Here is a 25109-nt window from a genome sequence, read left to right as displayed (position 1 = left end):
GATCCTTCCACCTGGAGATGCGGCTGGGGGCCCGGAACAGTCGCTCCGAGCCCCCGACCTGACGGACTGACGCTCAGGCGTCTCCGCCCTCCTGCATGATGCCCTTCGTCGACGTAGGGTCGTCGATCCGGTAGGTGTCGAAGGCCTTCTTCACCAACGCGGCGTCGATCTCGCCGGCCTCGGCCAGCGCCTGGAGGGCCTGGACGACGACGGACTGGGCGTCGATCTGGAAGAAGCGACGCGCGGCCGGGCGGGTGTCGGCGAAGCCGAACCCGTCGGCACCGAGGACGCGGTAGTCGTCGGGCACCCAGCGGGCGATCTGCAGCGGGACGGCCCGCATGTAGTCGGAGACCGCGACGACGGGGCCGTTGGACGCCGAGAGCTTCTCGGTGACGTACGGCGTGCGCGGGGTCTCACCGGGGTGGTTGAGGCTCCACTGCTCGGCCTCGATGGCGTCGCGAGCGAGCTCGTTCCACGAGGTGACCGACCAGGTGTCGGCCTTGACGCCCCAGTCCTCCTCGAGGATGCGGGCAGCCTCCTCGACCCACGGGAACCCGACGCCGGAGGCCAGCAGGCGGACCTTCGGGCCCTCGCCTTCGGCGGTCGAGACCTGGTGGATGCCCTTCAGGATGCCCTCGAGGTCGACGTTCTCGGGCTCCTTGGGCTGGCTGACCGGCTCGTTGTAGACCGTCAGGTAGAAGATGACGTTCTCGCCGTGCGGGTGCTCCTCGGAGGTGCCGTACATCCGCTCGAGGCCGCTCTGCATGATGTGCGAGACCTCGTAGGCGAACGCGGGGTCGTAGTGCACGACCGCCGGGTTCGTCGCCGCCAGCAGCGGCGAGTGACCGTCGGCGTGCTGGAGGCCCTCACCGGTCAGCGTGGTGCGACCGGCGGTGGCGCCGACCAGGAAGCCGCGGCCCATCATGTCGGCCATCGCCCAGATCGAGTCACCGGTGCGCTGGAACCCGAACATCGAGTAGAAGATGTAGAACGGGATCATCGGCTCGCCGTGGGTGGCGTACGCCGTGCCGGCAGCGGTCGCCGAGGCCATCGCCCCCGCCTCCGAGATGCCCTCGTGCAGCATCTGGCCCTGCGCGGACTCCTTGTAGGAGAGCAACAACTTCCGGTCGACACTCTCGTACTGCTGACCACCCGGGTTGTAGACCTTCGCGCTCGGGAACATCGCGTCCATGCCGAAGGTACGGTACTCGTCGGGCGCGATCGGCACGATGCGCTTGCCGATCTCCGGGTCACGCATCCAGTCCTTGAGGAGTCGGACGGTGGCCATGGTGGAGGCGATCTTGTTCTTGCCGGAGCCCTGCTTGAGCTCGGCGTAGACCTTCTCGCCCGGCAGGGTGAGCGGCTTGAACTCGACCCGGCGCTGGGGGAGCGGGCCGCCGAGCTGCTTGCGGCGCTCCATCATGTATTCGATCTCGGCCGACTCGGGACCCGGGTTGAAGAACGGCGCCGCGCCGGTCTGCTCGTAGGTCGCCTCGAGCTCCTTGTCGGAGATCGGCAGGAGCAGACGGTCGCGGAACTTCTTCAGGTCCGCCATGGTCAGCTTCTTCATCTGGTGGGTGGCGTTCTTGCCCTCCAGAGCGTCGATCGTCCAGCCCTTGATGGTGTGGGCCAGGATGACGGTCGGCTGCCCGACGGTCTTGGTGGCCGCGTCGAAGGCGGCGTAGACCTTGCGGTAGTCGTGGCCGCCGCGGGGGAGCTTGCGGATCTGCTCGTCGCTCATCTGCTCGACCATCTTGCGCAGGCGCGGGTCGGAGCCGAAGAAGTTCTCCCGGACGTAGGCACCGGTCTCGACCGAGTAGGTCTGGAACTGGCCGTCGGGGGTGGAGTTCATCTTGTTGACCAGGGTGCCGTCGACGTCCTTGGCGAGCAGCTGGTCCCACTCGCGGCCCCAGATGACCTTGATGACGTTCCAGCCGGCGCCGCGGAAGTTGGACTCCAGCTCCTGGATGACCTTGCCGTTGCCGGTCACCGGGCCGTCGAGCTGCTGCAGGTTGCAGTTGATCACCCAGACCAGGTTGTCGAGCTCCTCGCGGGCGGCGACCCGGATGGCGCCGAGCGATTCGGGCTCACCCATCTCGCCGTCGCCGAGGAAGGCCCACACGCGCTGGTCGGAGGTGTCCTTGACGCCGCGGTTCTGCAGGTAGCGGTTGAACCGCGCCTGGTAGATCGAGTTGATCCCGGTCAGGCCCATCGAGACCGTCGGGAACTCCCAGAAGTCGGGCATGAGACGCGGGTGCGGGTAGGACGAGATGCCCTGGCCGACGCCGTGCTGCACCTCCTGGCGGAAGCGGAAGAGCTGCTCCTCGTTGAGCCGGCCCTCGAGGAACGCACGCGCGTAGATGCCGGGGGAGGCGTGGCCCTGGATGAAGACCTGGTCGCCGCCACCGGGGTGGTCCTTGCCGCGGAAGAAGTGGTTGAAGCCGACCTCGTAGAGGCTCGCGGAGGACTGGTAGGTGGCGATGTGGCCGCCCACCTCCAGGCCCTTGCGGTTGGCGGAGGAGACCATGACGGCGGCGTTCCAGCGGATGAAGGCCCGGATGCGTCGCTCGATGTCCTCATCGCCCGGGAACCACGGCTCTCGGTCGGAGGGGATGGTGTTGATGTAGTCGGTGCTGCGCAGTGCGGGGACCCCGACGGACTTCTCTCGGGCTCGCTCCAGCAGACGCAGCATCATGTAGCGGGCTCGCTCGCGTCCGCTCGACTCGAGCATCGCGTCGAACGAGCCGAGCCACTCACTGGTCTCTTCGGGATCGATGTCCGGAAGCTGGGTCGGTAGACCCTCGTGGATTACGGTCGGCTGGGCGGGGGTCGGGCCCTGCGGACCACCAGTCGTCTCGGTGGATTCTTCGGTCACATCCTCAATGGTCGCACGCGGTCGAGAGCGGTCACCCACCCGCGGTGGGTTACTGGACAGTAGGCGATTTCTGCTGGTCAACCCCGGAAAATTCGTTCGTGCGCCGAGTTGCTAATCTGCCGCCGTGACTAGCCTGGATCGTGACAATGCCGCTGCTGACGTCTTGGTGGTAGGTGAGGCACTGGTCGACGTGGTCACGACGGCCGATGGCGTGACCCGGGACCACCCCGGCGGGAGCGGCGCCAACGTCGCGGTCGCGCTGGGCCGGCTCGGCCGTCCGGTGCGCTACGTGGCCTCCTACGCCGACGACGCTCGTGGGCAGGCGCTGGCCGCCCACCTGGCCGACTCCGGGGTCCGGATGGCGTGCGACCCGCACGTGCTGACCCGCACCTCGACCGCGCAGGCCACCATCACGGCGGACGGGTCAGCGACGTACGTCTTCGACCTGGAGTGGAAGCTCGGCGAGATCGCGGTGGGGACGCCGCGATTCGTCCACGTCGGCTCGCTCGCGCCGGTGCTGTCGCCGGGCGCCGAGACGGTCTTCGCGCTGCTCGACAGGCTCCCCGACTCCGTCCGGGTCCTCTACGACATCAACATGCGCCCCACGCTGACCGGAACCGGCCAGGAGGTCGTCTCGCGGATCGAGCGGGCGGCGGCGTACGCCGATGTGGTCAAGGCGAGCGACGAGGACCTGGAGACGCTCTACCCCGGGATCGGGCTCGACAAGGCGGCCGCGCGGCTGCTCGAGCTCGGTGCCGGTGCGGTCGCGGTGACCCGCGGCGGCGACGGCGCCAGCTGGATCACCGCATCCGAGCGGATCGACGTCGCGGCCGAGAAGGTGACCGTCGTGGACACCATCGGCGCCGGCGACACCTTCTCCGCGGGCCTGGTCGACGCGCTCTGGGACGACTTCGAGCGCGACCGTAGCGAGGTGCTCGCCCACGGCGTCCGGGCGGCGGCAGTCACCGTCTCGCGCGCTGGTGCCAACCCGCCGACCCGGGCCGAGCTCGACGGTTAAGCCGCGAGCCGCTCGGCGAGCGTACGTCCCAGCCAGGCCGCGGAGCGGATGGCGCTGCCGCAGTTGGCGACGAGGACGCCTGGGCTGGGCTCGTCGACCACCAGCGTCTTCTGTGCGGTGTCGACGCCCCAGAGGATGTCGTCGACGCGGGCATCGCGGAGCCAGGGGAGCGTCGTGGCGAGCCCGCTGTCGAGGATCTCCTTCCAGTGGTCGACGGGGCCGGAGGTGTCCTCGTCCTCGACGATGTCCTCCTGCCCGACGACGACGCGCAGCTGGCCGTCGATGAGCTTCACGAAGACGTAGCCGAAGCCGTCGCCGATCGGCACGATCGTGTGGGGCAGCTGCTCCCGTTCGGGGGGAACCGGGAGGTCGAGCACGAACAGCTGGCGCTTCTCGGCCTCCGCGCTGACCTGCGGGAACATAGAGGCGTTCGCCGCGCCCATCGCGCCCAGGACCCGGCGGGCGCGGATCGCGCCGCGCGAGGTCTCGACCACATGACCGCTGCCGTCAGGGCGTACGCCGGTGACGAGCGCGTCGACCAACGTCGCTCCCGCTTCCTGCGCCTGGTCGCGCAGGAGCCCGACGAGCCCGGTCGCGGAGACGTTGAGCGCGGGGATGTGCTCTCCGGTGTGCAGCAGGTGGTAGGTGTTATCGATCATGTCCAGGTCCGCGCCGGCCGCGGCCCCGCGGATGAACTGCTCGGTCTGGGTCGTCATCTCGCGCTTCACCGGATCGGGCCACGTCCACCGGATGCTGCCGCCCGCATAGCGGTAGGTCGCCACGTGGGCTGGGTCGTCGGCGGGGTCGTGGTCGATGAGGACCACGCGCAGGCCGGGCCGGGCCAGGAAGGTGGCTGTCGCAGCGCCGATCGGGCCTGCTCCACAGATCGCCACGTCGGCCTCTGCGGGCTGAGTCATGAGTTGGTCAGCGGTCAGGTCGGCGGGGAGATCAGTCAACGAAGTCCTTCCGGGAGGTACATCAGGCCTGTGCGCGAATATTCGTCCAGAAGGCTATCGGCTGGGGTGCGCCCCGCGCTCAGCAACTGGTCCAGACAGTCGAGGTGGCCGGCCTCCGGCATGCCGGAGAGCGCTCGGCGTGCGGCCGCGAGCACGTCGCGCGCACCGGCGGCGATCTCCGGGTCGGCGAACGCGTCGGTCGCGGAGCGTTGGTGCAGGTCACGGCTGGGTTTGTCGGCAAGTCCAGGCAGGTCGCCGGCGAGGCAGACGCCGAGCGTCAGCGCCGCGCCGGCAAGTAGAAGGTCGCGGGAGAGGAAGGCGTCGTAGGCCTTGAACTCGATGCGTCCCTCCTCGCGCGGGATCCGCGGCGGGTGGACCATGGTGGGCTCCGCGCCGGCGGGCGGTTTGACGAAGCAGCGCGCCGCGACGCGCCGCCAGGTGCGCTCGTAGGTGCGCTTGCTGGGGCCCCGCCACGCCCGCCCGGCGTGGAAGGGCGAGCTGAAGCTGAACGGCACCATGAAGGGGCTGTAGTAGGTCAGCCGACGGGTCACCTCGACGACCTGTTCCGCGGAGAGCCCGGGAAAGGAGAGGTTGATGTCGGGGCCGTAGCTCAGGTTGGAGACCTCGGCGTGGTCGTACTCACGATGCTCGGCCCGCATCTTCTGCTCCCACTCGTTGAGCGGCGGGTCGAGGACGTACGCCTCGCGGATCGGGTTGAAGCCGACGATGCCCAGGTGCAGGCCGATGGGAGCGAGGCGCTTGGAGATGTCGTCCTGCAGATCGATCAGCCGGCCGGCGGCCTCGGTGGTGCTCGAGCAGACCGGGGTGCGGATCTCCACCCCCTTGACCAGCATCGACGTGAAGGTGCCGTCGGCGTCGAACCGCTCGTCGCCCTCGAGGTACCAGTAGCCGCTCTTGATCCCCAGGTCACCGCGGACGAGGTCCTCGTCGGTGGTGCCGGAGCCGTCGGCAAGGGCGCGTTGGAGGGTGTCGAAGTCGAGATCCACGAAGTCATGGAAGGTGCCCATGTCGCGAAACGTGCCCGCGCCTACGTCGGGTGACTCCGTCACCAGGGCATACTCGAACTCGAACCCGGCGGAGTAGAGCACGGCGCAACTCTAGGGTAGTGCGCGGGCCGTCATCCGCATTTCCCGGAAATTAGGTTAGGCTCCCCTCATGTTTCGCGCGGTGAAGCCGGAGTCAAAGCCGGAGACGAGGGTCGTGGTCACCTCGACCCGGCGTCTCAGTGCTGGGATGACCCGCGTCCACTTCCGCGCCGAGGACCTCTCCGCGTTCGATGGCAGCGTGTGCACCGACCGGTTCGTGCGTCTGGAGATCCCGGTCATCGACGGCTCGACCGTCTGCCGCACCTACACGGCGCTGGACCCCTCGGTCGCCGAGGGCACCCTGGCCATCGACTTCGTGCACCACGGCGACGAGGGCGTCGCCGGCCGGTGGGCGGCGACTGCCGGTCCCGGTGACGTGCTCACCGTGCGCGGGCCGGGCGGGACGTACGCTCCGGACCCGGCCGCCGACTGGCACCTGCTCGTCGGCGACGAGTCCGGTCTGCCCGCGATCCGGGCGGCGCTGGCGGCGCTGCCGGCCGACGCCGTGGGCTATGCCGTGATCGAGGTGCCCTCCGCGGAGCACCTCCAGCAGGTCGAGGCGCCGGCCGGGGTCGAGGTGCGCTGGCTGGACGCCACCGTCGACCCACCCCTGGATGCCGTCGTCCGCGAGCTGCCCTGGCTGCTCGGCCGGGTGCACGCCTTCGTGCACGGCGAGGCCGAGGTCACGATGCAGCGGATCCGTCCCTACCTGCTGCGCGATCGCGGGGTGCCACGTGGCGACCTGTCGATCTCCGGCTACTGGCGCCGTGGGAACAGCGAGGACAGCTTCCGTACGTGGAAGCGCAGCCAGGCTGCCGACCGCCAGGTGGCCTACGCCGGCCGGGCGCTGCGGTAGCCTGCGGACCATGTCGAGCCCCGAAGCAGACACTCCGGGGGCTTTCGGTCACGCCGTCAGCCCCCTGAACCACTGAGGTTCTAGTTCTCCGCCCTGCCGCCTTTTCCGGCGTGGGCGATTGATCTGCATCCGTGGGGTGCTGGCCGTGGTGACGAGACGCCTTCCGTCCGTTTCTGCCTCGGAGTTCTCTCATGCCTCTCGCGCTCTACCTGCTTGCCCTGGCGGTCTTCGCCATGGGCACCTCTGAATTCATGCTCGCCGGCCTCGTGCCGGACATCGCCGCCGACCTCGACGTCTCGGTGGGGACCGCCGGCCTGCTCACGTCCGCCTTCGCCGTCGGGATGGTCCTCGGCGCGCCGGCCATGGCCGCCTTCGCCCGCCGGTGGCCCGCACGGGCCACGCTCCTCGGCTGCCTGGCGCTCTTCGCCGCCTGTCACGTCGTCGCCGCGACCACACCGTCCTTCGCCGTGCTGTTCGGAACCCGGGTGGTGGCGGCGGTCGCGAACGCCGGGTTCCTGGCGGTCGCGCTCAGCACCGCGACCCGCCTCGTGGCCCCCGACCAGAAGGGACGCGCGCTCGCGGTCCTGCTCTCCGGTACGACGCTCGCCACCGTCGCCGGCGTGCCCGCCGGCGCGCTGCTCGGCGCCGCTCTGGGGTGGCGTGCGACGTTCTGGGCGGTGGCGCTGCTGTGCGTACCTGCGGCGTTCGGGATCGCCCGCGGCGTACGGTCCCGCACTCGGGGGACACCTGATGGGCCTGGTCCCTCCTTGGTCTCCGAGCTCGCCCAGCTCAGAGCGCCACGCCTGCTCGTCGCGATGCTCCTGGGTGCTCTGGTCAACGGTGGAACCTTCGCCGCGTTCACCTTCCTGGCACCGATCGTGACCGGGACTGCCGGGCTGGACGAGGTGTGGGTGTCGCTGGCGCTGGTGCTGTTCGGCGCCGGCTCCTTCGTCGGGGTCGCCGCTGCCGGGCGGCTCTCCGACCGGTACCCACGTCTGACCATCGGCGTGGCTTCGCCCGCCCTGCTGCTGGGCTGGCTGAGCCTGGCGCTGCTCGCGGACCATGCGGTGCCACTGCTCGTCCTGGTGTTCGTCCAGGGCGCCCTGGCGTTCGCGGTCGGAAGCAGTCTGATCGCGCGGGTGCTCTACGCGGCCTCCGATGCGCCGACCATGGGCGGCTCTTACGCGACCGTGGCGCTCAACGTCGGCGCCGTTGTGGGTCCGGCGATCGGTGCGGCAGCCCTGTCTGGCCACGGCGACCTGGGGCCGGTGTGGGTGGCAGCCGCGCTCACCGGGGTCGCGCTGCTCGCCATGGTGCCGTCGCTGGGTCGCGTGACGGGTTTCGCGGATACGACGGGACGTTCCTGTCGCCCTACCTATCGGTAACGGACAGAAACGTCCCGTTGTATCGCCGCGGGACGACGGTCAGCTCGTGACCGATGGCGGGACTATCTCGACCGGACCCTCGCACCGCGCCCGTACCCAGGCGCGGTGGAAGTCGCTGCCGGGGGCGACCTCGGCGCGGCGCTCGGGTTCGCGGATCAGGTCGACGGGGCACTCGAGCTGCTGTCGTTTCGTGGGTGTCGGGCGAGGGCCGCTGTGCTCGGCGATCGCCTCGGCCAGCGCTTCGGCGACAGGCTTGCGCCGGTGGTCGACGGTGAAGAGACCGAGGTCGTACTCCCGCTCGGGGAAGTCGACCAGCGATCGGTCCAGGTCGTGGGAGCACCACCAGGTGATGCCGTACAGGGCCGGGTTCCGCACGACGTGGTCGACGGTGCCGGTGACGAACTCGCGCACGCTGTCGGGTCCGATCTCCGGCAGGGGAGCGCCGATCTCCTGGAGCCAGACCGGACGCCCGGGCTCGGCGGCGTACGCAGCGGCGAGCTCGACCAGGTAGTCGGCATGCGTGAGCGTGGCCGGCCCCAGGGGCGCGTCGATCGCGCCGACGCCGTTGAAGACCCAGGAGTGCACGGTGCTGAGGTCGCCGAGCGTGGTGACGTCGGCGGGCCCGAAGGGGTGGTCGGGTGCGTAGAAGGCGTCGTCGAAGAGCGAGTGGAGGCAGAGCAGGCCGGGGGCGGCGTTGCGCGCGGTCTCGAGGAGCTCCTGGGCCCAGGAGCGGGACTCGGCGATGGTCGTCGGGTTGGACGGCCACAGGTTGTTGACCTCGTTCCCGAGGGTCAGCGCGAAGACGTTGTCCCTGGAGGCGACCGCGCCGGCGAGGGCGTCGACGTAGGTGCGCAGACCCTCGCGCACCTCGAGGTGGCTGAAGAGCGAGCGCTGGTGGTGGGTGAGCACCCAGGAGGGCAGGAAGTCGAAGCTGGACAGATGGCCCTGGATCAGGTCGACGCAGACGTCGAGCCCGCGGGCGGCGGCCAGGTCGATGGTGGTGAGCACGTCGTCGACTGCCGAAGACCGGATCAGCGAGCGGTTGGGCTGGATCCACGGCCAGACCGGGAAGATGCGTACGTGGTCGAGGCCGAGACCGGCGAGGTCGTCGAAGTCGCGCGCGATCTGGTCGGCGTCGAAGTCGAGCCAGGAGTAGAACCAGCCGGATGAGGGCACGTGGTTGGCGCCGAAGCGCAACGGGGCAGTCGTCGAGGGTGTCGGAATCGCTGGCACCCGCGCAATATATGGACCTCGACGCTGCGGCGCGAGGTTGAAGACGACCGTGAAGTGAGAATTCTAGTGAGCGAGGACGAGCACTGATGCACGACGACGTACACCTCACCGAAGGCCGAGTGAGCCGGGTCCTCAAGGAGCGCCTGTGGCCGGCGGTCCACACCATCGCGGCGCCAGTGAGCGTTGACTGGCACGAGCTGCCGGGGGAGCCGATCCCTCCTACGGAGGGGTTGGCACTTACGTACGAGAAGGTCGAGGTCGGCACCGACTGGGGGCCGGCCTGGGGGACGACCTGGTTCCGGATCACCGGAACGGTGCCCGCGGAGTGGGCCGGTAGGCGGGTGGAGCTGGTCTGCGACCTCGGCTTCGACGTCAACAAGCCCGGCTTCCAGTGCGAGGGGCTGGTCTACACACCCGACGGCGAGCCGATCAAGAGCCTCAACCCGCGCAACCAGTGGGTGCTGGTGGCTTCGGAGGCGGTCGGTGGTGAAGAGGTCGAGCTCTTCCTGGAGGCCGCGGCCAACCCGGTGCTGCTCGACTACCACCCCTTCCTGCCCACCCAGGAAGGCGACATCCGGACCTCCTCGCCCAAGAAGCTCTACACGACCCGTCGGATCGAGCTGGCCGTCTTCGAGGAGGACGTCTTCGAGCTCTGCCTCGACCTGGAGGCGCTCCACGAGCTGCAGGTCGAGCTGCCCGAGGGGCCGCGGAAGTCCCACATCCTGCAGGCTATCGACGACGCCCTCGACCGGGTCGACCTGCAGCAGATCGCGGAGACGGCGGCTTCGGCCCGCTCGGCTCTCACGGGGGTCCTCGAGGCGACCTCGCACGACTCCGCCCACCAGATCGCCGCGATCGGCCACGCCCACATCGACTCGGCCTGGCTGTGGCCGGTGCGCGAGACCATCCGCAAGGTCGCCCGCACCACCTCCTCGATGACCGAGCTGCTCGGCGAAGACCCCGACTTCCGCTACGGGATGTCGTCGGCCCAGCAGTACGCCTGGCTCAAGGAGCATCGTCCCGAGGTCTACGCCAAGGTCAAGGCCGCGGTCGCCGAGGGTCGGTTCATCCCGCTCGGCGGCATGTGGGTCGAGTCCGACACCACGATGCCGTCGGGGGAGTCGCTGGTGCGGCAGTTCCTCTACGGCCAGCGTTTCTTCGAGTCCGAGTTCGGGATCCGCTGCCGTGGCGTCTGGCTGCCGGACTCCTTCGGCTACTCGCCGGCCCTGCCGCAGCTGATGAAGCGGGCCGGGTTCGAGTGGTTCTTCACCCAGAAGATCTCCTGGAACCAGGTCAACAAGTTCCCCCACCACACCTTCGAGTGGGAGGGCATCGACGGATCCCGCATCCTGAGCCACTTCCCGCCGATGGACACCTACAACTCCCGGCTCTCCGGCCAGGAGGTCGCCAAGGCGTCGCGCCAGTTCCGCGAGAACCGTCTCGCCACCGGGTCGATCGCCCCGGTCGGCTGGGGCGACGGCGGTGGCGGAACCACCCGCGAGATGGCCGGCAAGGCCCGCCGGCTCCGTGACCTGGAGGGCTCCGCCCAGGTGTCCTGGCGCCACCCCGACGACTTCTTCTCCGAGGCTCGTGCGGAGCTCGCCGAGCCGCCGGTGTGGGTCGGCGAGCTCTACCTCGAGCTCCACCGCGCCACCCTCACCTCCCAGCACCTCACCAAGCAGGGCAACCGGCGCTGCGAGCACCTGCTCGTCGAGGCCGAGCTGTGGTCGGCCACCGCCGCCCTGCGTGGGCTGGTGGATTACCCCTACGACGAGCTGGACGCGCTGTGGCAGCAGATCCTGCTGCAGCAGTTCCACGACATCCTGCCGGGCACGTCGATCGCCTGGGTCCACCGCGAGGCTGCTGCCCAATATGCCCGGGTCGCGGAGGCGGCCACGGCCCTGATCGAGCGTTCCCTCACCGCCCTTGCCGGGGAAGGCACGGTCGCGCTGCGTGCCGACGGGCGCTCGGGTGCGGTCACGGCGGCCGAGCCCGTTGCGGCGGTCTCCGTGATCGAGCAGGACGGGGCGTACGTCTTGGACAACGGCATCGTCCAGGTCACCGTCTCCGCCGAGGGGCTGATCACCTCGGCGCTCGATCTGGCGACCGGACGCGACGCGATCCCGGCCGGGGCCGAGGCCAACCTGCTCCAGCTCCATCAGGACTTTCCGAACATGTGGGACGCCTGGGACGTGGACCGGTTCTACCGCAACCGGGTCACCGACCTGCGCGAGGTCACCTCGATCTCGGTCACGCCCGACGGGCTGGTCATCGAGCGCCCCATCTCCGCCGACTCCTCGACCACACAGGTGCTCTCGCTCGCTCCCGGCTCGCGGGTGCTCGACATCTCCCAGAGCACCGAGTGGCACGAGACCGAGAAGTTCCTCAAGGTCGCCTTCCCGCTCGACGTCAAGGCCGAGCAGACGCTCGCCGAGACCCAGTTCGGCTACCACCGCCGCCCGACGCACACCAACACCTCCTGGGAGGCGGCGAAGTTCGAGACCTCGATGCACCGCTGGGTGCTGGCTTCGGAACCTGGGTTCGGCGTCGCGCTGGTCAACGACTCGACGTACGGCTTCGACGTCACCCGGCCTTCCGCCCTGACCACGGAGGTGCGGCTCTCGCTCCTGCGCGCGCCGCGCTTCCCCGACCCGGAGACCGACCAGGGCGTGCAGACCCATCGCTACGGCCTGGTCATCGGGGCCTCGGTCGCGGCCGCGACCGAGGCGGGCGCCGCGCTGAACACGCCTCCCCGTCCTGTGTCGGGAGCCCGTTCGGTCGAGCCGTTGGTGACCGTCTCCGGCGAGGGTCTGGTGGTCTCGAGCGTGAAGCTCGCCGCCGACCGCTCCGGCGACCTGGTCGTACGTGTCTACGAGTCGCTCGGTGCGCGCACCAGCGGCGAGCTGAGAGTTTCGGCTGCGTACGCGACGGTGAGCGAGGTCTCCTTGCTGGAGGACTCGATTACCGCTGTGACCAGCCAGGATCGTGTCGTCCCGCTCCGGCTGGACGCCTTCGAGATCCGCACGTTGAGGTTCCACCGGGTAGAGGAGTAGGTGCGCGAGCGCCTGTGTCTCCGACGTCACCTGCGACATCCACGGCAAGAGACCGTCTGCACCGGCTGACCCGTGGTCCGGCCGCCGCGTTCTGGGAGTATCGTTCGCCCACGAACCGCGGCGGCCGGTCGTGAGGGAGAAGAGGCGGCTTAGATGGGTGTCACGAGCGAGAGCGGGCGGATCGTCGCGGGTGGCCGGAAGGGCACCTACGTACGTCTGGCCGAAGGGCCGCAGGAGCGCCACGTCTCGCGCACCGATCTGGCGCGGAGGCCCGAGGATCTGGGCGACCCGGTGCTGACCGTCGCGCACCTGTCCGACATGCACATCTGCGACCACCAGTCGCCGGCGCGGGTCGAGGTCCTGGACAGGCTCATGGACCCCGACGCCACGACCCGCGAGCTGATCGACGAGATCGGGACGTACCGGGCCCAGGAGCTGCTGACCGCACAGGTCGGCGCGGCGATGGTCGAGGCGGTCAACGAGATCACCGAGGGGCCCATCGGCGGTGGCCCGCTCGATCTGGCGATCGCGACCGGCGACAACACCGACAACGGGCAGTACAACGAGCTCGACTGGTATCTGACCCTGCTCGACGGCGGCCGGCTGACCCCCGACTCCGGCGACATGCTGCACTACGAGGGCGTCGCCGCCCTGCCTGACAAGCGCTTCTGGCACCCCCAGGGCGAGACGTACGACATGCGCCGGGGAGACCACGGCTTCCCGCTCGTCCCCGGGCTGCTCAAAGCCGTGCGCAAGGCGATCGACTCACCCGGGCTGGAGGTGCCGTGGCTGGCGGTCAACGGCAACCATGACGGGCTGCTGCAGGGCACCGTGCCGGGCAGCTCCGCCATCGGCGAGATCGCGGTCGGCGACCTGAAGGCGATCGCCATGCCCGAGCACTGGACCGACGAGGCCAAGGCGAAGCTCATCGCCGGGCTGATCTCCGGCGACCCGGTGGCGCTCGGGATGCTGGCCGAGCTCGAGCCGTACGAGGTGACCCCCGACCGGCGCCGCCGGCAGACGACGCTGCAGGAGTTCGTCGACTCCCACGTGCACGACGAGGCGAAGCCGCCGGGCCACGGCTTCAAGGCGGGCGGCAAGCCCTACTACCGCTACGACGTCAACGACGAGGTCACCTTCGTCGTCCTCGACACGGTCAACCCGGCCGGCGGCTTTCAGGGATCGATCGATGCCGAGCAGCTGGAGTGGCTCGATGCCGTGCTCGCCTCCACGGATTACGACGAGCGGCTCGCGGTGATCGCCAGCCACCACGACGTGGCCTCGCTGGTCAATGACATGGGCGGCGCCGGCGGCAACCGCCGGGTGCTCAGCGACGAGGTCGAGCAGACCGTCTCACGTCATGAGAGCGCTGTGCTCTGGCTCAACGGGCACACGCATCGTACGTCGGTGAAGCCTCGCGGCTCCTGGTGGGAGGTCACCGCTCCGTCCCTGATCGACTGGCCACAGCAGGGCCGGATCGTCGAGCTCATCTCCGACGGGGACGTGCTCACCATCGCCACCACGATGCTCGACCACGCCGGTCCCGCGCGCTGGAGCGGCTCGATCGAGGAGGTCGGCCACCTCGCCTCGCTCTCCCGCGAGCTGTCCGCCAACGACTGGCAGGGACCGAAGGTCCGCCTCGCCGAGCACCCGTCGGCAGGGACGGCGCAGGATCGCAACGTACTGCTCCATCTGCTCGATCCGAGGGCCTGAAAGGCCTCCGACACGCCGTTATCTAGCGAATGACAGGCGGGTGGGGTTGCGTGGACCAGCGTTCTCCGCTGGACTACCACCAACCAAGTTCATGCAAGCGGCGTGGACATCAAGCTTTTGGAGGAACGACACGTGAGCTCGACCGCAGCCACAGGGCCTGCGGACCGGCTGGGCCTCAAGTCCGGCATGGTCATCCAGGAACTGGGCTGGGACAACGATACTGATGACGAGCTGCGGGTCGCCATCGAAGATTCCGTCGACGCGGACCTGGTCGACAGCGACTACGGCAACGTGGTGGACGCCGTGCTGCTGTGGTGGCGCGACGACGACGGCGACCTCGTCGACGGTCTCGTCGACGCGCTGACCGACCTCGTCGGAGGTGGGGTCATCTGGTTGCTGACGCCGAAGGTGGGCCGCCCTGGCGCGGTCGACCCGGCCGACATCGCCGAGGCCGCGCCGATCGCCGGACTGTCCCAGACCACCACCGCATCTGTGAGCAAGGACTGGGCCGCGACGCGTCTGCTGGCGCCGAAGACTCCGGTCTGATGCCGGCGAGTCTCGGTGCCTCTGGACACCCACAGGAGACCTAGCGTGAGCCTGGCTACACTCCCAACGGTGTTCTCGACTACGGCTGCCAAGGCGCGCACCGCCGGATCCGCGGCGAAGATCCTGGCCGGCTCCGGCATCGTCCGGCCGGTCAACCCCCTCGGGCTCGCCCGGACCGGCCTGGCGCTGGCGCGCTGGGGCACCGGGCCGGCTGGCGGTTTCATCGGACTCGCCCACCGCTACCCGCGGCGCACCGCGCTCATCGACGAGCTCGGCTCGTTGACGTACGCCGAGCTCGACCGCCGCTCCAACGCGATCGCCCGGGCCCTGGCGGCCCGGGGGGTCGGTGAGGGCGACGGGGTCGCGATCATGTGCCGCAACCACCGCGGGTTCGTCGACGCGACCTTGGCGGTCGCGAAGCTGGGCGCCGATGTGCTCTACCTCAACACCGCCTTCGCCGGTCCGCAGCTCGTCGGGGTGCTGGAGCGGGACAAGCCCGCCCTGATCATCCACGACGAGGAGTTCACCGGGCTGCTGTCCTCGGCGGCCTCGGCCGAGCGCCTGGTCGCGTGGGTCGACTCGGCCGATCCTGGGGAGACCCTCGAGTCGCTGGTCTCCGGCGACGCGCGACCGGTGGCGCCGCCGAAGCGGCACGGGAGGATCGTGATCCTCACCTCCGGCACGACGGGAACGCCCAAGTCGGCGCCGCGTCCGGAGGCTGGGTTCGACGCCGCCGTCGCGCTGATGTCGCGGATGCCGATGAAGGACGGGTGGCGGTGCTTCATCGCCGCGCCGCTCTTCCACACCTGGGGGCTCGCCCACCTGCTCTTCGCCGAACTGCTCGGCACCACGATGATCCTGCGCCGCCGGTTCGACCCCGAGGACGCGCTGGCGACCCTCGCCGAGACCCAGGCCGACTCGTTCGTGGTCATCCCGGTCATGATGCAGCGGATCCTGTCGCTGCCGGAGGAGACGCTGGCTGCGTACGACCTGGAGGGGATCGCATCCCGGCTCAAGGCCGTCGCGTCCTCCGGCTCGGCGCTGCCGGGCGATCTCGCGCTGGAGTGGATGGACCGGTTCGGCGACAGCCTCTACAACATCTACGGCTCGACCGAGGTCTCCTACGCCTCGATCGCCGACCCCGTCGACCTGCGGGAGGCGCCGACCTCGGCCGGCAAGATTCCGTGGGGCACACAGATGAAGATCCTCGATGGCGACGGCGTGCCGGTGCCCGATGGTGAGGCCGGCCGGATCTTCGTCGGCAACGGGCTCCTCTTCGAGGGCTACACCAGCGGCGGCGGCAAGGAGGTCGTCGACGGTCTGATGGCGACCGGCGACGTCGGGCGGTTCGGGCCCGACGGTCGGCTCTACGTCGAGGGCCGCGACGACGACATGATCGTCTCCGGCGGCGAGAACGTCTTCCCGCAGGAGGTCGAGGACTGCCTCATCCGCCACCCGCTCGTCGCCGACGCTGCCTGTGTCGGGGTCGACGACGCCGACTTCGGCAAGCGGCTGCGCGGGTTCGTGGTGCTGGTTCCTGGCGCCGAGGGCGACGTCGATGCGGCGTTGAAGGACTGGGTCAAGGAGAATCTGGCTCGCTTCAAGGTGCCGCGCGAGATCGTCGTGACCGACGCTCTGCCGCGCAACGCGACCGGCAAGGTGCTCCGGCGCGAGCTGGCCACCTGGGACAACGAGGCGGCAGAGTCGAACGGCGAGAGGGCGGCAGGGCAGTGAGTGGACTCGAGATCGGTGGTCCGGCTCCGGACTTCACGCTGCGCGACCAGTTCGGTGCCGACGTGACCCTCTCGGACTTCCACGGCAAGAAGGCGGTGGCGATCTTCTTCTTCCCGTTCGCGTTCTCCGGCGTGTGCACCGGTGAGATGAGCGGCCTGCGTGACCGGCTCGACGAGTTCGTCACCTTCGACACCGAGGTGCTGGCGATCTCGTGCGACCCGGTGTACGCCATGCGGCAGTTCGCCGACACCGACCGGCTCAACTTCTCGGTGCTCTCCGACTTCTGGCCGCACGGTGAGGTCACTCAGGCCTACGACGTCTTCAACGACCGCACCGGCGCCCCTCGGCGCTCCTCCTACATCATCGACAAGTCGGGCGTCGTGCGGTGGGCCGTGCACAACGACAACGCCGATGGCCGCGACCTCGACGAGCATCTCCGGCAGCTCCACGCGGCGGCGTGAGGAAGTAGTTTACGGGTCATCAAAGGTCCGTTAACAGGCTGGTTACATGGCTTTTCCTATGCCCTGGGTGGGATCTACTCTTGAGGTGTTGAGCCGCTGATGACCCGAGACGTCAGCGGCTCAACTTCCATTTACGGCCCGGTTCGTCGGGCCCGCCCCTGATCGCGTACTCTTGGGGCGCTTCGGACGCATAGCTCAGTTGGTAGAGCGCCTCCCTTACAAGGAGGATGTCGGGGGTTCGAGTCCCTCTGCGTCCACCGACACCGCTGGTCAGCGGCACATCCTGACTCCACCACCAGGAGTCAGAAGTGAAAACTCTCCAGAAACTCTCCAGTTCACCGCACCATGCGGTGAACCTCCGCCGGTGCCTCGGCGGTCCTCGCCAGGTCTCGGGGGCCCTTGCACACCTGTCAGGCATGAACACTGACAACACCATCTCGACCGATTCTGAGGGCGCTTCGCTGCCGGCGATCGTCTGTCTCTCCGAGCTGGCTGCCCACCTGCGGGTGAGCATCCAGACCCTGTACGACCTCCGCTCCCAGGGGCGCGGGCCGCGCGGGTTCCGTGTCGGCCGCGAGCTCCGGTTCCGCCGCAGTGAGGTCGAGGCCTGGCTGGCGGGTCTCGAGGACGCCGACCGCGAGCGCCACCCGGCACAGGAGCGTGCGTCGTGAGAGGCGGACGTCCACGGACCGCGATCGGCACGTATGGCACCGTGAACGTGCGCAAGCTGGGCTGTCGCTATCTCGCCGAGACGCGCTACCGCGATGTCGATGGCAGGCTCCGGCGGGTCACCGCCCGCTGCACCAGTCCGACCGGCGCTGTGGCCACTCTCAAGGAGCGACTCGCACGACGGCCGGGCCACCCCGTCGGCTCGCTACTGAGCCCGGCCAGCGCGTTCGGTGAACTGGCCGACCTGTGGCTCGTCGACCTCGAGGGTCGCGACATCTCCGAGGGCACCAAGGCTGAGTACCGCAACGTGCTGCGACTGCATGTACGGCCCGCGATGCAGCACTACACCCTCGGCGAGATCACGACCGGGCGCGTGGAGTGGTTCCTCAAGGCAGAGCGGGCGGTCTCCTACTCGCGGGCGCGGATGTCCCGCACGATCCTGAGTCAGCTCTTTCGCTATGCCCTGCGTCAGGACGCGATCGGGCGCAACCCGGTCGAAGGCACCTCCCCGCTGGCCAAGCCGAAGGGGAGACCGCAGGCGCTCTCGCTGGAGCAGATTGCAACGATCCGGAAGGCGGCCGCCGCGTGGCGTACCGGTGATGGCGTCCTTGGACCGCGCCCGGACGGCCAGGTGCGAGACCTGATCGAAGTGCTCCTCGGCACCGGATTGCGGCCCGGTGAGGCACTGGCGCTGCGGCTGTGCGACATCGAGGATTGGAGTTGAAGCGCCTCGGGTTTCTACTGCTGTGCGTTATCCGCAGCGGTGTCCAGTGCGGGCAGCGACAACCAGGACGCTGCCCGCGCCGAGCGCTTCCAGAAAATGGTCGCGTCGGCGGGGAGTAGGTGTCGGAGGCGGAGTTTCATCACCCTCTGGGATAGTGGGTGCGTGAACGCCGAGGTAAACCCAGAGCCGGGTCGCAAGCGCGGCAAGGGACGGATGAGTGCCGCCGAACGGCGGGAGCAGCTCATCGACATCGGGCGTGGATTGTTTTCCGAGAGGGGATTCGAGGGCGCCTCGATCGAGGAGGTAGCTGCTCGCGCAGAGGTGTCTAAGCCGGTCGTCTATGAGCACTTCGGCGGGAAAGAGGGCCTCTACGCTGTCGTGATCGATCGCGAGATGCGGCGCCTTCTCGACAACCTGCAGCAGGTTCCCACCTCGGGTGACCCGCGCGAACTGCTCGAACTCGCTGCGTACGCTCTGTTGGACTACATCGAGGAGTGCCCGGCCGGCTTTCGAATCCTTGTGCGCGACAGCCCGATCGGCTCGGCCTCCGGCTCGTTCCGATCGATCATGGGTGACGTCGCGACGCGGGTAGAGCACATCCTGGTCGCCGAGTTCGAGGCACGTGGCTTCGAGCCCGAGACGGCTCCTATGTACGCCCAGATGTTGGTCGGCATGGTGGGCGCGACGGGCCAGTGGTGGCTCGATGCTCGTCAGCCCGCCAAGGATGTCGTGGCTGCGCACCTGGTGAACCTCGCCTGGCGCGGGTTGGCCGGCCTGGAGAAGTCGCCGACACTGATCACCCGCTGACGCGCTCGCTCGCGTTGCCCTGCGGGCGGTTCAGCGCGACGCGAGCCGTGCCTTGAGCGAGTCGCGCTTGTCCTCGAACCGAAGAGTCTTCGTCTCGAGGTTCTCGAGAAACGCGGCCAACTCGGTTCGCGCCTGCTCGCCTTCGGCGTCAAGGCCCTCGAGATCGAAAACGCCCCAGAACCGCAGCACCGGAAGAACCACGCTGTCCTTGTGCTGTCGCAGGTCGTAGACACCAGCGACAGCCATCTCGACGGCCTTGCGCTGGAACCCGGCGATGTCGGTCCCAGGCATCGCAAAGGTGGTCACGACGTCGGCGATGGCTCGCATCGCCTGGTTCGGGGCCAGCTGCAGGGCAGCCTGGAGCAGGTTCCGATAGAAGACCATGTGGAGGTTCTCGTCGGAGGCGATGCGGGCGAGCAGCTGATCGGCGACCGGGTCCTCGGTGATGCGGCCGGTGTTGCGGTGGGAGACCCTCGTCGCGAGCTCCTGGAACGAGACGTACGCCAGTGAGCGAAGCAGGTCTTCGGAATGCGCGGAGGTGTAGCCGGCAGACATGTGTTGCATCCGGAGGCGCTCGAGGTCCCTGGGGTCCACGGCGCGGCTGGTCAGCAGGTAGTCGCGGATCGCGATGCCGTGTCTGCCCTCCTCGGCCGTCCAGCGGTGCACCCACTCTCCCCATGCGGCATCGCGACCGAACAGCAGCGCGATCTCGTGGTGATAGCTCGGAAGGTTGTCCTCGGTGAGCAGGTTGACGACGAGCGAGGACCTGGCGACGTCCGGCATCTGCTTGTCCTCTGGGCTCCAGGCCTCGCCGCCAAGCAGTCCGTCGAAGTTGCGGCCGTCGCTCCATGGAACGTATTCGTGGGGGAACCACTCTTTGGCGGCGTGAATGTGTCGATTGAGGTTCTCCTCCACGACCTGTTCGAGCTCGAGCAGCAGCTGGGTCTGGGTCATCTCGTTACTCATCGCACTCCATCAGCGGGGGACCAAGGCATTACCTACGCTACCGTAACCTACGCGAGCGTAGGTTACGGTAGTTCGACGGGATCCAGGGCGAGGGTGATACTTCTGAGGGGGCGAGCGTGAACAGCTCTGGATAGTGATCGCGGACCGTGTCCCAAAACCGCTCGGGGTCGGCGACGGGACCGTTCGGTCCTGTCCGGCGACGGTGTCGTTGGCATGACCCCAGGCACCTACCTCGGCTCGAACAGCGCCACGCTCAACACCATCGACACCGAGAGCGGCGACAAGTTCACCAGCAAATCGGTCGAGCTGATGCACCACCCACGCTGGTACGCCAACGCCGTGGTGCTGCCCGACGGCAAGGTGTTCGTCGCCAACGGCGCCAGCGTCGACGAGGACGTCAGGCCGTCCGGGCCGCCGACGGTGCGGATCTGGCGAGGATCGGTGCGGCAGACACCGCGTCGAGCGGCAACTGGCTGGACGAGCGCGTGCGTATGCCCGCCGAGCCGTCCGCTCACGACCACGTCGCTGTCGTGCGCCACTCGAACATCCCAGTGACCTACGACGGTGCATCGGAAGAGATCAGTGGAGTCGTGAAGTGGGTCCCGGTTAGTCCGCATGACGGCTGCGGTAATCCCGCTGGTGTGATCATCGTGGCCAGCCGAGCGGCGCTGTGCCTGGCCACGGCTCTGCTGCCCTTGTTCGGCTGCGGCGTCGTGCCGAGCATCGCTAACCACTACCCCTGGTACGGGATGCCGCGCCCGTCCGTGCGCTCCGCGGCCCGCGATCACGGCCTGGAAGACGTGATCGCGGGCCGGCGGGCCGCCGCGTTCAGCTGGTTCAGGGCGTAGGGGCCAACCGGCAGCCGGCTTCGGCTGGCTCTCCGTGGAGTCGATCGGTGAGCCACTCGATCCCTGCGGGAGTGGTGAGGGCTGCTCCAGTCACGTGCTCGAGGCCGACTATCTTCTCGAATGTGACGTCGGTGCCACGCGCGCACCAGCTGGAGTAGAGCTGCTGGCCCTGACTGAACGGCACCACCGTGTCGGTCGTGCCGTGGTAGACGTACGCGGGGGCGCCGGGTCGGCGCGTACCCAGGAGTGACTGGTCGTAGGCACGATGCCAGGAGTCGTCGGCCAGGACGTCAGGGTTTGTGATCTCACTGACCGACGTGGTCCCGAACGTTCCGAAGGCCTCGACGAAGCAGGACTCCTTGACTCGATCCACTGCGGCGCGCCCATCCTCGGTCAGCCGGGAGTCCAGATCGAGGTTGGGGTAGGCGGCGTCCAAGCCGACGAGCGTCGCGATCGCGAAGCCAGGGCCCGCCGTCGGATTGCCGCTGAGATGGTTGACCTCGGTCCACATGTCTGTCGGTACGCCTCCGGCAAGCACTCCGCGCAGGTCGAGCTCCGGTGCGTACCTTGGCTGGAGCTCGGCGGCCGAGGCAGCTGCCTGTCCGCCTTGCGAGTAGCCGCTGATACCCACGGGCGACCGTTCCGACAGGCCGGCATTCTCGACATGCTGAGCCGCGCGCAGGGCGTCCAGGGCGTTCTGGCCCTCTGACGATCCGACCAGATATTCCGGAGTGTCGGGTGTCCCTTGCCCGAGGTAGTCGGTGATCACGACCGACACGCCCTTGAGGAGAAACTGGCGGTGTTCCAAGGTCGAGTAGTCGGGGCTCGTCACGTTGAGCGTGGCCAGGTCGGTCTGCTTGGAGGGCGCGCACTGATCGGCGAGCCCACGCGTTCCCGGCGCGTGCACGATGAGCGGGTTCTCCTCACCAGGCTGCTGGCTAAATGGGGTGAGCAGCACTCCGGTGACCGCTACCGCGTCGCCTCGTGTCGAACGAGACAGATACATGATCCGGGTCGCGCGCGCCTCGGGATACAGCGACAGCTGGATCGGCTCCGTCTTGATGAGATCCCCGGGCAGGCCGCGCGGCAGGGGTGACGGCGGCACGTAGAAATCGTCTTGCGTGAGCGCCAGGTCGGGCAGTGCCGGAAGTGGTGTCAGGGATGTCGCCGAAGCCGGCGTCATGATCAGAAGGGTCGTGATCGCCGTCGTCGCGATGACGACAAGACGATGCCCGATCGAGTGCATGGGATCTCCTGGATGGTTGGCTGGCTGATGCGGAGGTGCGCAGGGCAAGGCCGTTGCGCACCCCAGGGGCGGCGGCTCGGCTTACTGCTCAGGTCAGCAGCTCGAGAATCGTGGCGTTCGCCTGGCCCCCGGCCTCGCACATCGACTGAAGCCCGTAACGGATTCCGTTACTGCGCATGTGGTGAATGAGGGTCGTCATCAAACGTGCGCCGCTGGCGCCGAGAGGGTGGCCCAACGCGATGGCTCCGCCGCGCGGGTTGAGTCGACGCGGGGCGGCTCCGGTTTCGGCCAGCCACGCCATGGGGACGGGAGCGAACGCCTCGTTGATCTCGAAGGCGCCGATGTCCTGGATCTGGAGGCCCGCTCGACGAAGGGCCTTCTCGGTGGCAGGGATAGGGGCAGCGAGCATCATGATGGGATCGGCACCGGCCAGCGCCACGGTGTGCACCCGTGCGATCGGTCGAAGTCCCAGTTCGCGGGCCTTGTCACTCGTCGTCATCAGGAGAGCGGCCGAACCGTCCGAGATCTGACTGGCGTTGCCGGCGGTGATGAGCCCGTCGTCCTTGAACGGTGTCTTGAGCGACGCCAGTGTCTCGAGGGTGCCGCCGCGGCGGACCCCTTCGTCCTCGATCAACGTGTCACCGTCGATCTCGACGGGGGCGGTCTCGGCGTCGAACATTCCGCCATCCTGTGCGGCAGCTGCGCAGGCGTGGGAACGAAGAGCGAACTCATCGACCTGACTACGGGAGAAGCCCCACTTCTCGGCGACCATCTCAGCACCGAGACCTTGGTTCGGCACACCGTACCGGTCTTGGAAAGCAGGCGAATATGGCTGCTGGTCTGCGGTGGAGGACCCCATGGGCACCCGAGACATGGACTCGACACCACCCGCCACGACGACGTCGTAGTGTCCGGCGATCAAGCCGGCTGCTGCGAAGTGCACGGCCTGCTGGGAGGAACCGCACTGCCGGTCGACGGTCACGCCGGTGACCGACTCCGGCCAGCCGGCGGTGAGGACGGCGGTCCGAGCGATGTCGTACGTCTGCTCGCCGACCTGGCTCACGCATCCCCAGATCACGTCGTCGACCAGAGCGGGGTCGAGCCCGGATCGCTCCGACAGAGACGTGAGGACGTGGGCGGAGAGATCCGCGGGGTGCAACCCCGCGAGACCGCCGTTGCGCTTGCCCGTCGGTGTGCGTACCGCCTCGACGATGACTGCATCTCGCATGAGAATCCCTTCAATTGACCGTGCGTACGGTCAAGAGTAGCGTCTGTTCTTGATCTGGCAACCCCCTCGAGTGGAGACCGTCACATGAACGAACCGTCAACGGCCCCGGCCCGGACCTCGAACGAGCCAGTGCTCGTAGAGCGTCAAGGCCCCGTGGCTCTGATCACGTTGAACCGTCCGGCAGCGATGAATGCGATCAACGCCGACCTGTCCCGTGCGCTGGGTGCCGCGATCGCAGAGTTCGCCGCCGATGCAGACCTGCGGGTGGCGGTTCTGACGGGGGCTGGGCGCGCATTCTGTGCTGGTGCGGACCTCAAGGAGCTGGCTGCTGGTCGGACCGTGCTCGACGCAGATCATCCCGAGCGGGGATTCGCGGGTTTCGTACGCCACTTCGTGGACAAGCCGGTCATCGCCGCGATCAACGGCTTCGCGCTCGGGGGCGGAACGGAGATCCTCCTCGCCTGCGACCTGGCTGTGATGAGCAGCGAGGCCCGACTCGGACTCCCCGAGGTCAAGCGCGGCCTGGTCGCCGCCGCGGGGGGTGTTCTGCGACTTCATCGCCAGATCCCGCCCAAGGTCGCGGCGGAGGCCGTCTTCACGGGCGAGCCGCTGGATGCGCAGACCGCTTTGCGATGGGGCCTGGTCAACAGCGTCGTCCCGCCCGAGGACGTCCGCAAGGAGGCGTTGGAGCTGGCCCAGAGAATCGCCGCCAACGCTCCGGTCGCCGTCCGGGCGAGCAAGCGGATGATGATGCGCAGCGCCGCGGGGTCTGACTGGGACCCCTCGATGTGGGAGATGAACGAGGCCGAGTTCGCGGTCGTACGCGACAGCCAGGACGCGCGCGAAGGTGCGCGTGCCTTTGCGGAGAAGCGCGTGCCCGAGTGGGTGGGTGCGTGATGAGCATCCTGGACCTCTATCGCCTCGATGGACGCGTCGCCGTCGTGACCGGAGCCGGGTCCGGACTCGGGGCAGCGTTCGCGGTGGCGTTGGCGGAGGCCGGCGCAGACCTCGTTCTCGCCGCGCGACGGGCGGACAGGCTGGCAACCACTGCGAGCGCCGTGGAGGCGCTGGGCCGTCGTGCTCTTGTCGTACCTGCGGATGTGGCGGACCCCGATCAGTGTGCGCACGTGGCTGAGCAGTCGATGGCGCACCTCGGCCGAATCGACGTGCTCGTCAACAACGCAGGTCTGGGCACCGCAGTTCCCGCGCTCCGGGAGCGCCCGGAGGACTTTCGACGCGTCCTCGACGTCAACCTGATGGGCGCTTACTGGATGGCTCAGGAGTGTGCGCGAAGGATGGAGCCTGGGTCGAGCATCGTCAACGTCGCCAGCACCCTCGCATTCATCGCACCCCCAGCCCCTCAGGCGGCGTACGCGGCCAGCAAAGCGGGCCTGGTGGGGATCACCCGCGACCTCTCGGCGCAGTGGGCGGGGAGAAAGGGTATTCGCGTCAATGCTCTGGCCCCTGGATACGTCAGGACAGAGATGACCGAGGACGTGCCCAGCGAGTTGCTCGACGCCTTCATCGGCGCGCGGAGCCCGTTGAACCGGCTCGGGGAGCCGGCAGAGATCACCGCCGCGATGCTCTTCCTCGCCAGCCCGGCATCGGGGTACGTCACTGGAAGCACCCTTGCCGTGGATGGCGGCATGTCCGGCCACTGATGGCGAGGCGACACCCATGAACTT

22 protein-coding genes and 1 tRNA gene are annotated in these 25109 nt (G+C 68.6%); 16 read left to right on the top strand and 7 right to left on the bottom strand.

The window, feature by feature from the left end:
* Positions 1-73 precede the first annotated feature (73 nt).
* Positions 74-2875, bottom strand: coding sequence for a pyruvate dehydrogenase (acetyl-transferring), homodimeric type (gene aceE / locus OG801_RS05580; RefSeq protein WP_355019170.1), 2802 nt, complete (start codon positions 2873-2875; stop codon positions 74-76).
* A gap of 124 nt (positions 2876-2999) precedes the next feature.
* On the opposite strand from aceE, the gene OG801_RS05575 reads away from it, so the two are divergent.
* A complete protein-coding gene (locus OG801_RS05575; RefSeq protein WP_406034328.1) occupies positions 3000-3893 on the top strand; it encodes a carbohydrate kinase in 894 nt (297 codons plus the stop codon).
* Here OG801_RS05575 and OG801_RS05570 read toward each other — a convergent pair.
* Together OG801_RS05570 and OG801_RS05565 are read right to left on the bottom strand one after the other, a co-directional pair.
* Entirely contained in the window at positions 3890-4849 is a 960-nt protein-coding gene (locus OG801_RS05570) for an NAD(P)/FAD-dependent oxidoreductase (RefSeq protein WP_406034326.1), read from the bottom strand. The genes OG801_RS05575 and OG801_RS05570 overlap by 4 nt on opposite strands.
* A complete protein-coding gene (locus tag OG801_RS05565; RefSeq protein WP_406034324.1) occupies positions 4846-5958 on the bottom strand; it encodes a glutamate-cysteine ligase family protein in 1113 nt (370 codons plus the stop codon). Before OG801_RS05565 ends, OG801_RS05570 begins: the two co-directional genes overlap by 4 nt.
* Before the next feature lie 79 nt (positions 5959-6037).
* Between OG801_RS05565 and OG801_RS05560 the strand changes: the two genes are divergently transcribed.
* Together OG801_RS05560 and OG801_RS05555 are read left to right on the top strand one after the other, a co-directional pair.
* Positions 6038-6811 (top strand): siderophore-interacting protein, encoded by a 774-nt coding sequence (locus OG801_RS05560; RefSeq protein WP_406034323.1) that lies wholly within the window; start codon positions 6038-6040, stop codon positions 6809-6811.
* Between the two features lie 191 nt (positions 6812-7002).
* Positions 7003-8196 (top strand): Cmx/CmrA family chloramphenicol efflux MFS transporter, encoded by a 1194-nt coding sequence (locus OG801_RS05555; protein WP_406034321.1) that lies wholly within the window; start codon positions 7003-7005, stop codon positions 8194-8196.
* 39 nt (positions 8197-8235) lie between these two features.
* Here OG801_RS05555 and OG801_RS05550 read toward each other — a convergent pair whose 3' ends face one another.
* Positions 8236-9429 (bottom strand): glycosyl hydrolase, encoded by a 1194-nt coding sequence (locus OG801_RS05550; protein WP_406034319.1) that lies wholly within the window; start codon positions 9427-9429, stop codon positions 8236-8238.
* A gap of 86 nt (positions 9430-9515) precedes the next feature.
* On the opposite strand from OG801_RS05550, the gene OG801_RS05545 reads away from it, so the two are divergent.
* The 9 genes from OG801_RS05545 (at position 9516) to OG801_RS05505 (ending at position 19136) form a co-directional block, all read left to right on the top strand.
* Complete coding sequence (locus OG801_RS05545) at positions 9516-12482, top strand: alpha-mannosidase (RefSeq protein ID WP_406034317.1); 2967 nt, start codon at positions 9516-9518, stop codon at positions 12480-12482.
* Between the two features lie 153 nt (positions 12483-12635).
* Positions 12636-14195 (top strand): TIGR03767 family metallophosphoesterase, encoded by a 1560-nt coding sequence (locus OG801_RS05540; RefSeq protein ID WP_406034315.1) that lies wholly within the window; start codon positions 12636-12638, stop codon positions 14193-14195.
* A gap of 186 nt (positions 14196-14381) precedes the next feature.
* The gene (locus OG801_RS05535; protein WP_406029291.1) at positions 14382-14741 is read left to right on the top strand and encodes a DUF3052 domain-containing protein; all 360 of its coding nucleotides are present in this window, start codon (positions 14382-14384) and stop codon (positions 14739-14741) included.
* Between the two features lie 69 nt (positions 14742-14810).
* On the top strand, positions 14811-16475 hold the full coding sequence (locus tag OG801_RS05530; protein WP_406034313.1) for an AMP-binding protein: 1665 nt from the start codon (positions 14811-14813) through the stop codon (positions 16473-16475).
* A complete protein-coding gene (locus tag OG801_RS05525) occupies positions 16472-16936 on the top strand; it encodes a peroxiredoxin (RefSeq protein WP_378683744.1) in 465 nt (154 codons plus the stop codon). Before OG801_RS05530 ends, OG801_RS05525 begins: the two co-directional genes overlap by 4 nt.
* Before the next feature lie 184 nt (positions 16937-17120).
* A tRNA-Val gene (locus tag OG801_RS05520) sits at positions 17121-17193 on the top strand.
* A gap of 159 nt (positions 17194-17352) precedes the next feature.
* The gene (locus OG801_RS05515) at positions 17353-17607 is read left to right on the top strand and encodes a helix-turn-helix transcriptional regulator (protein ID WP_406034310.1); all 255 of its coding nucleotides are present in this window, start codon (positions 17353-17355) and stop codon (positions 17605-17607) included.
* Complete coding sequence (gene xerC, locus OG801_RS05510; protein ID WP_406034309.1) at positions 17604-18329, top strand: tyrosine recombinase XerC; 726 nt, start codon at positions 17604-17606, stop codon at positions 18327-18329. Before OG801_RS05515 ends, xerC begins: the two co-directional genes overlap by 4 nt.
* A 162-nt stretch (positions 18330-18491) precedes the next feature.
* On the top strand, positions 18492-19136 hold the full coding sequence (locus tag OG801_RS05505; protein ID WP_406034307.1) for a TetR family transcriptional regulator: 645 nt from the start codon (positions 18492-18494) through the stop codon (positions 19134-19136).
* Between the two features lie 30 nt (positions 19137-19166).
* Here OG801_RS05505 and OG801_RS05500 read toward each other — a convergent pair whose 3' ends face one another.
* Positions 19167-20102 (bottom strand): acyl-ACP desaturase, encoded by a 936-nt coding sequence (locus OG801_RS05500; RefSeq protein WP_406034305.1) that lies wholly within the window; start codon positions 20100-20102, stop codon positions 19167-19169.
* A gap of 213 nt (positions 20103-20315) precedes the next feature.
* Here OG801_RS05500 and OG801_RS05495 point away from each other — a divergent pair, with 213 nt between their 5' ends.
* Together OG801_RS05495 and OG801_RS05490 are read left to right on the top strand one after the other, a co-directional pair.
* Complete coding sequence (locus OG801_RS05495; RefSeq protein WP_406034303.1) at positions 20316-20657, top strand: hypothetical protein; 342 nt, start codon at positions 20316-20318, stop codon at positions 20655-20657.
* 86 nt (positions 20658-20743) lie between these two features.
* The gene (locus OG801_RS05490) at positions 20744-20950 is read left to right on the top strand and encodes a hypothetical protein (RefSeq protein WP_406034301.1); all 207 of its coding nucleotides are present in this window, start codon (positions 20744-20746) and stop codon (positions 20948-20950) included.
* On the opposite strand, the gene OG801_RS05485 is transcribed toward OG801_RS05490, so the two are convergent.
* Both OG801_RS05485 and OG801_RS05480 read right to left on the bottom strand, forming a co-directional pair.
* Positions 20940-22196, bottom strand: coding sequence for a lipase family protein (locus OG801_RS05485; protein WP_406034299.1), 1257 nt, complete (start codon positions 22194-22196; stop codon positions 20940-20942). The genes OG801_RS05490 and OG801_RS05485 overlap by 11 nt on opposite strands.
* An 88-nt stretch (positions 22197-22284) precedes the next feature.
* On the bottom strand, positions 22285-23424 hold the full coding sequence (locus OG801_RS05480) for a thiolase family protein (protein WP_406034297.1): 1140 nt from the start codon (positions 23422-23424) through the stop codon (positions 22285-22287).
* 84 nt (positions 23425-23508) lie between these two features.
* Between OG801_RS05480 and OG801_RS05475 the strand changes: the two genes are divergently transcribed.
* Positions 23509-24321: a crotonase/enoyl-CoA hydratase family protein gene (locus OG801_RS05475; RefSeq protein WP_406034295.1), complete on the top strand. Its 813-nt coding sequence runs from the start codon at positions 23509-23511 to the stop codon at positions 24319-24321.
* Positions 24321-25085 (top strand): SDR family NAD(P)-dependent oxidoreductase, encoded by a 765-nt coding sequence (locus OG801_RS05470; RefSeq protein ID WP_406034293.1) that lies wholly within the window; start codon positions 24321-24323, stop codon positions 25083-25085. Before OG801_RS05475 ends, OG801_RS05470 begins: the two co-directional genes overlap by 1 nt.
* The last annotated feature ends 24 nt before the right edge of the window (positions 25086-25109 follow it).

This window comes from Nocardioides sp. NBC_00163 (assembly GCF_045206295.1).
GTDB lineage: Bacteria > Actinomycetota > Actinomycetes > Propionibacteriales > Nocardioidaceae > Nocardioides.
The sequence above is the reverse complement of the archived record's forward strand: the minus strand, read 5'-3'. Positions and strand labels throughout refer to the sequence as shown.

Coding starts and splice junctions, on each gene's coding strand:
- OG801_RS05470 (WP_406034293.1), top strand. CDS start 24,321: ATGAGCATCCTGGACCTCTATCGCCTCGATGGACGCGTCGCCGTCGTG.
- OG801_RS05500 (WP_406034305.1), bottom strand. CDS start 20,102: ATGAGTAACGAGATGACCCAGACCCAGCTGCTGCTCGAGCTCGAACAG.
- OG801_RS05540 (WP_406034315.1), top strand. CDS start 12,636: ATGGGTGTCACGAGCGAGAGCGGGCGGATCGTCGCGGGTGGCCGGAAG.
- OG801_RS05495 (WP_406034303.1), top strand. CDS start 20,316: ATGACCCCAGGCACCTACCTCGGCTCGAACAGCGCCACGCTCAACACC.
- OG801_RS05515 (WP_406034310.1), top strand. CDS start 17,353: ATGAACACTGACAACACCATCTCGACCGATTCTGAGGGCGCTTCGCTG.
- OG801_RS05475 (WP_406034295.1), top strand. CDS start 23,509: ATGAACGAACCGTCAACGGCCCCGGCCCGGACCTCGAACGAGCCAGTG.
- OG801_RS05545 (WP_406034317.1), top strand. CDS start 9,516: ATGCACGACGACGTACACCTCACCGAAGGCCGAGTGAGCCGGGTCCTC.
- OG801_RS05555 (WP_406034321.1), top strand. CDS start 7,003: ATGCCTCTCGCGCTCTACCTGCTTGCCCTGGCGGTCTTCGCCATGGGC.
- OG801_RS05485 (WP_406034299.1), bottom strand. CDS start 22,196: ATGCACTCGATCGGGCATCGTCTTGTCGTCATCGCGACGACGGCGATC.
- OG801_RS05480 (WP_406034297.1), bottom strand. CDS start 23,424: ATGCGAGATGCAGTCATCGTCGAGGCGGTACGCACACCGACGGGCAAG.
- OG801_RS05535 (WP_406029291.1), top strand. CDS start 14,382: ATGGTCATCCAGGAACTGGGCTGGGACAACGATACTGATGACGAGCTG.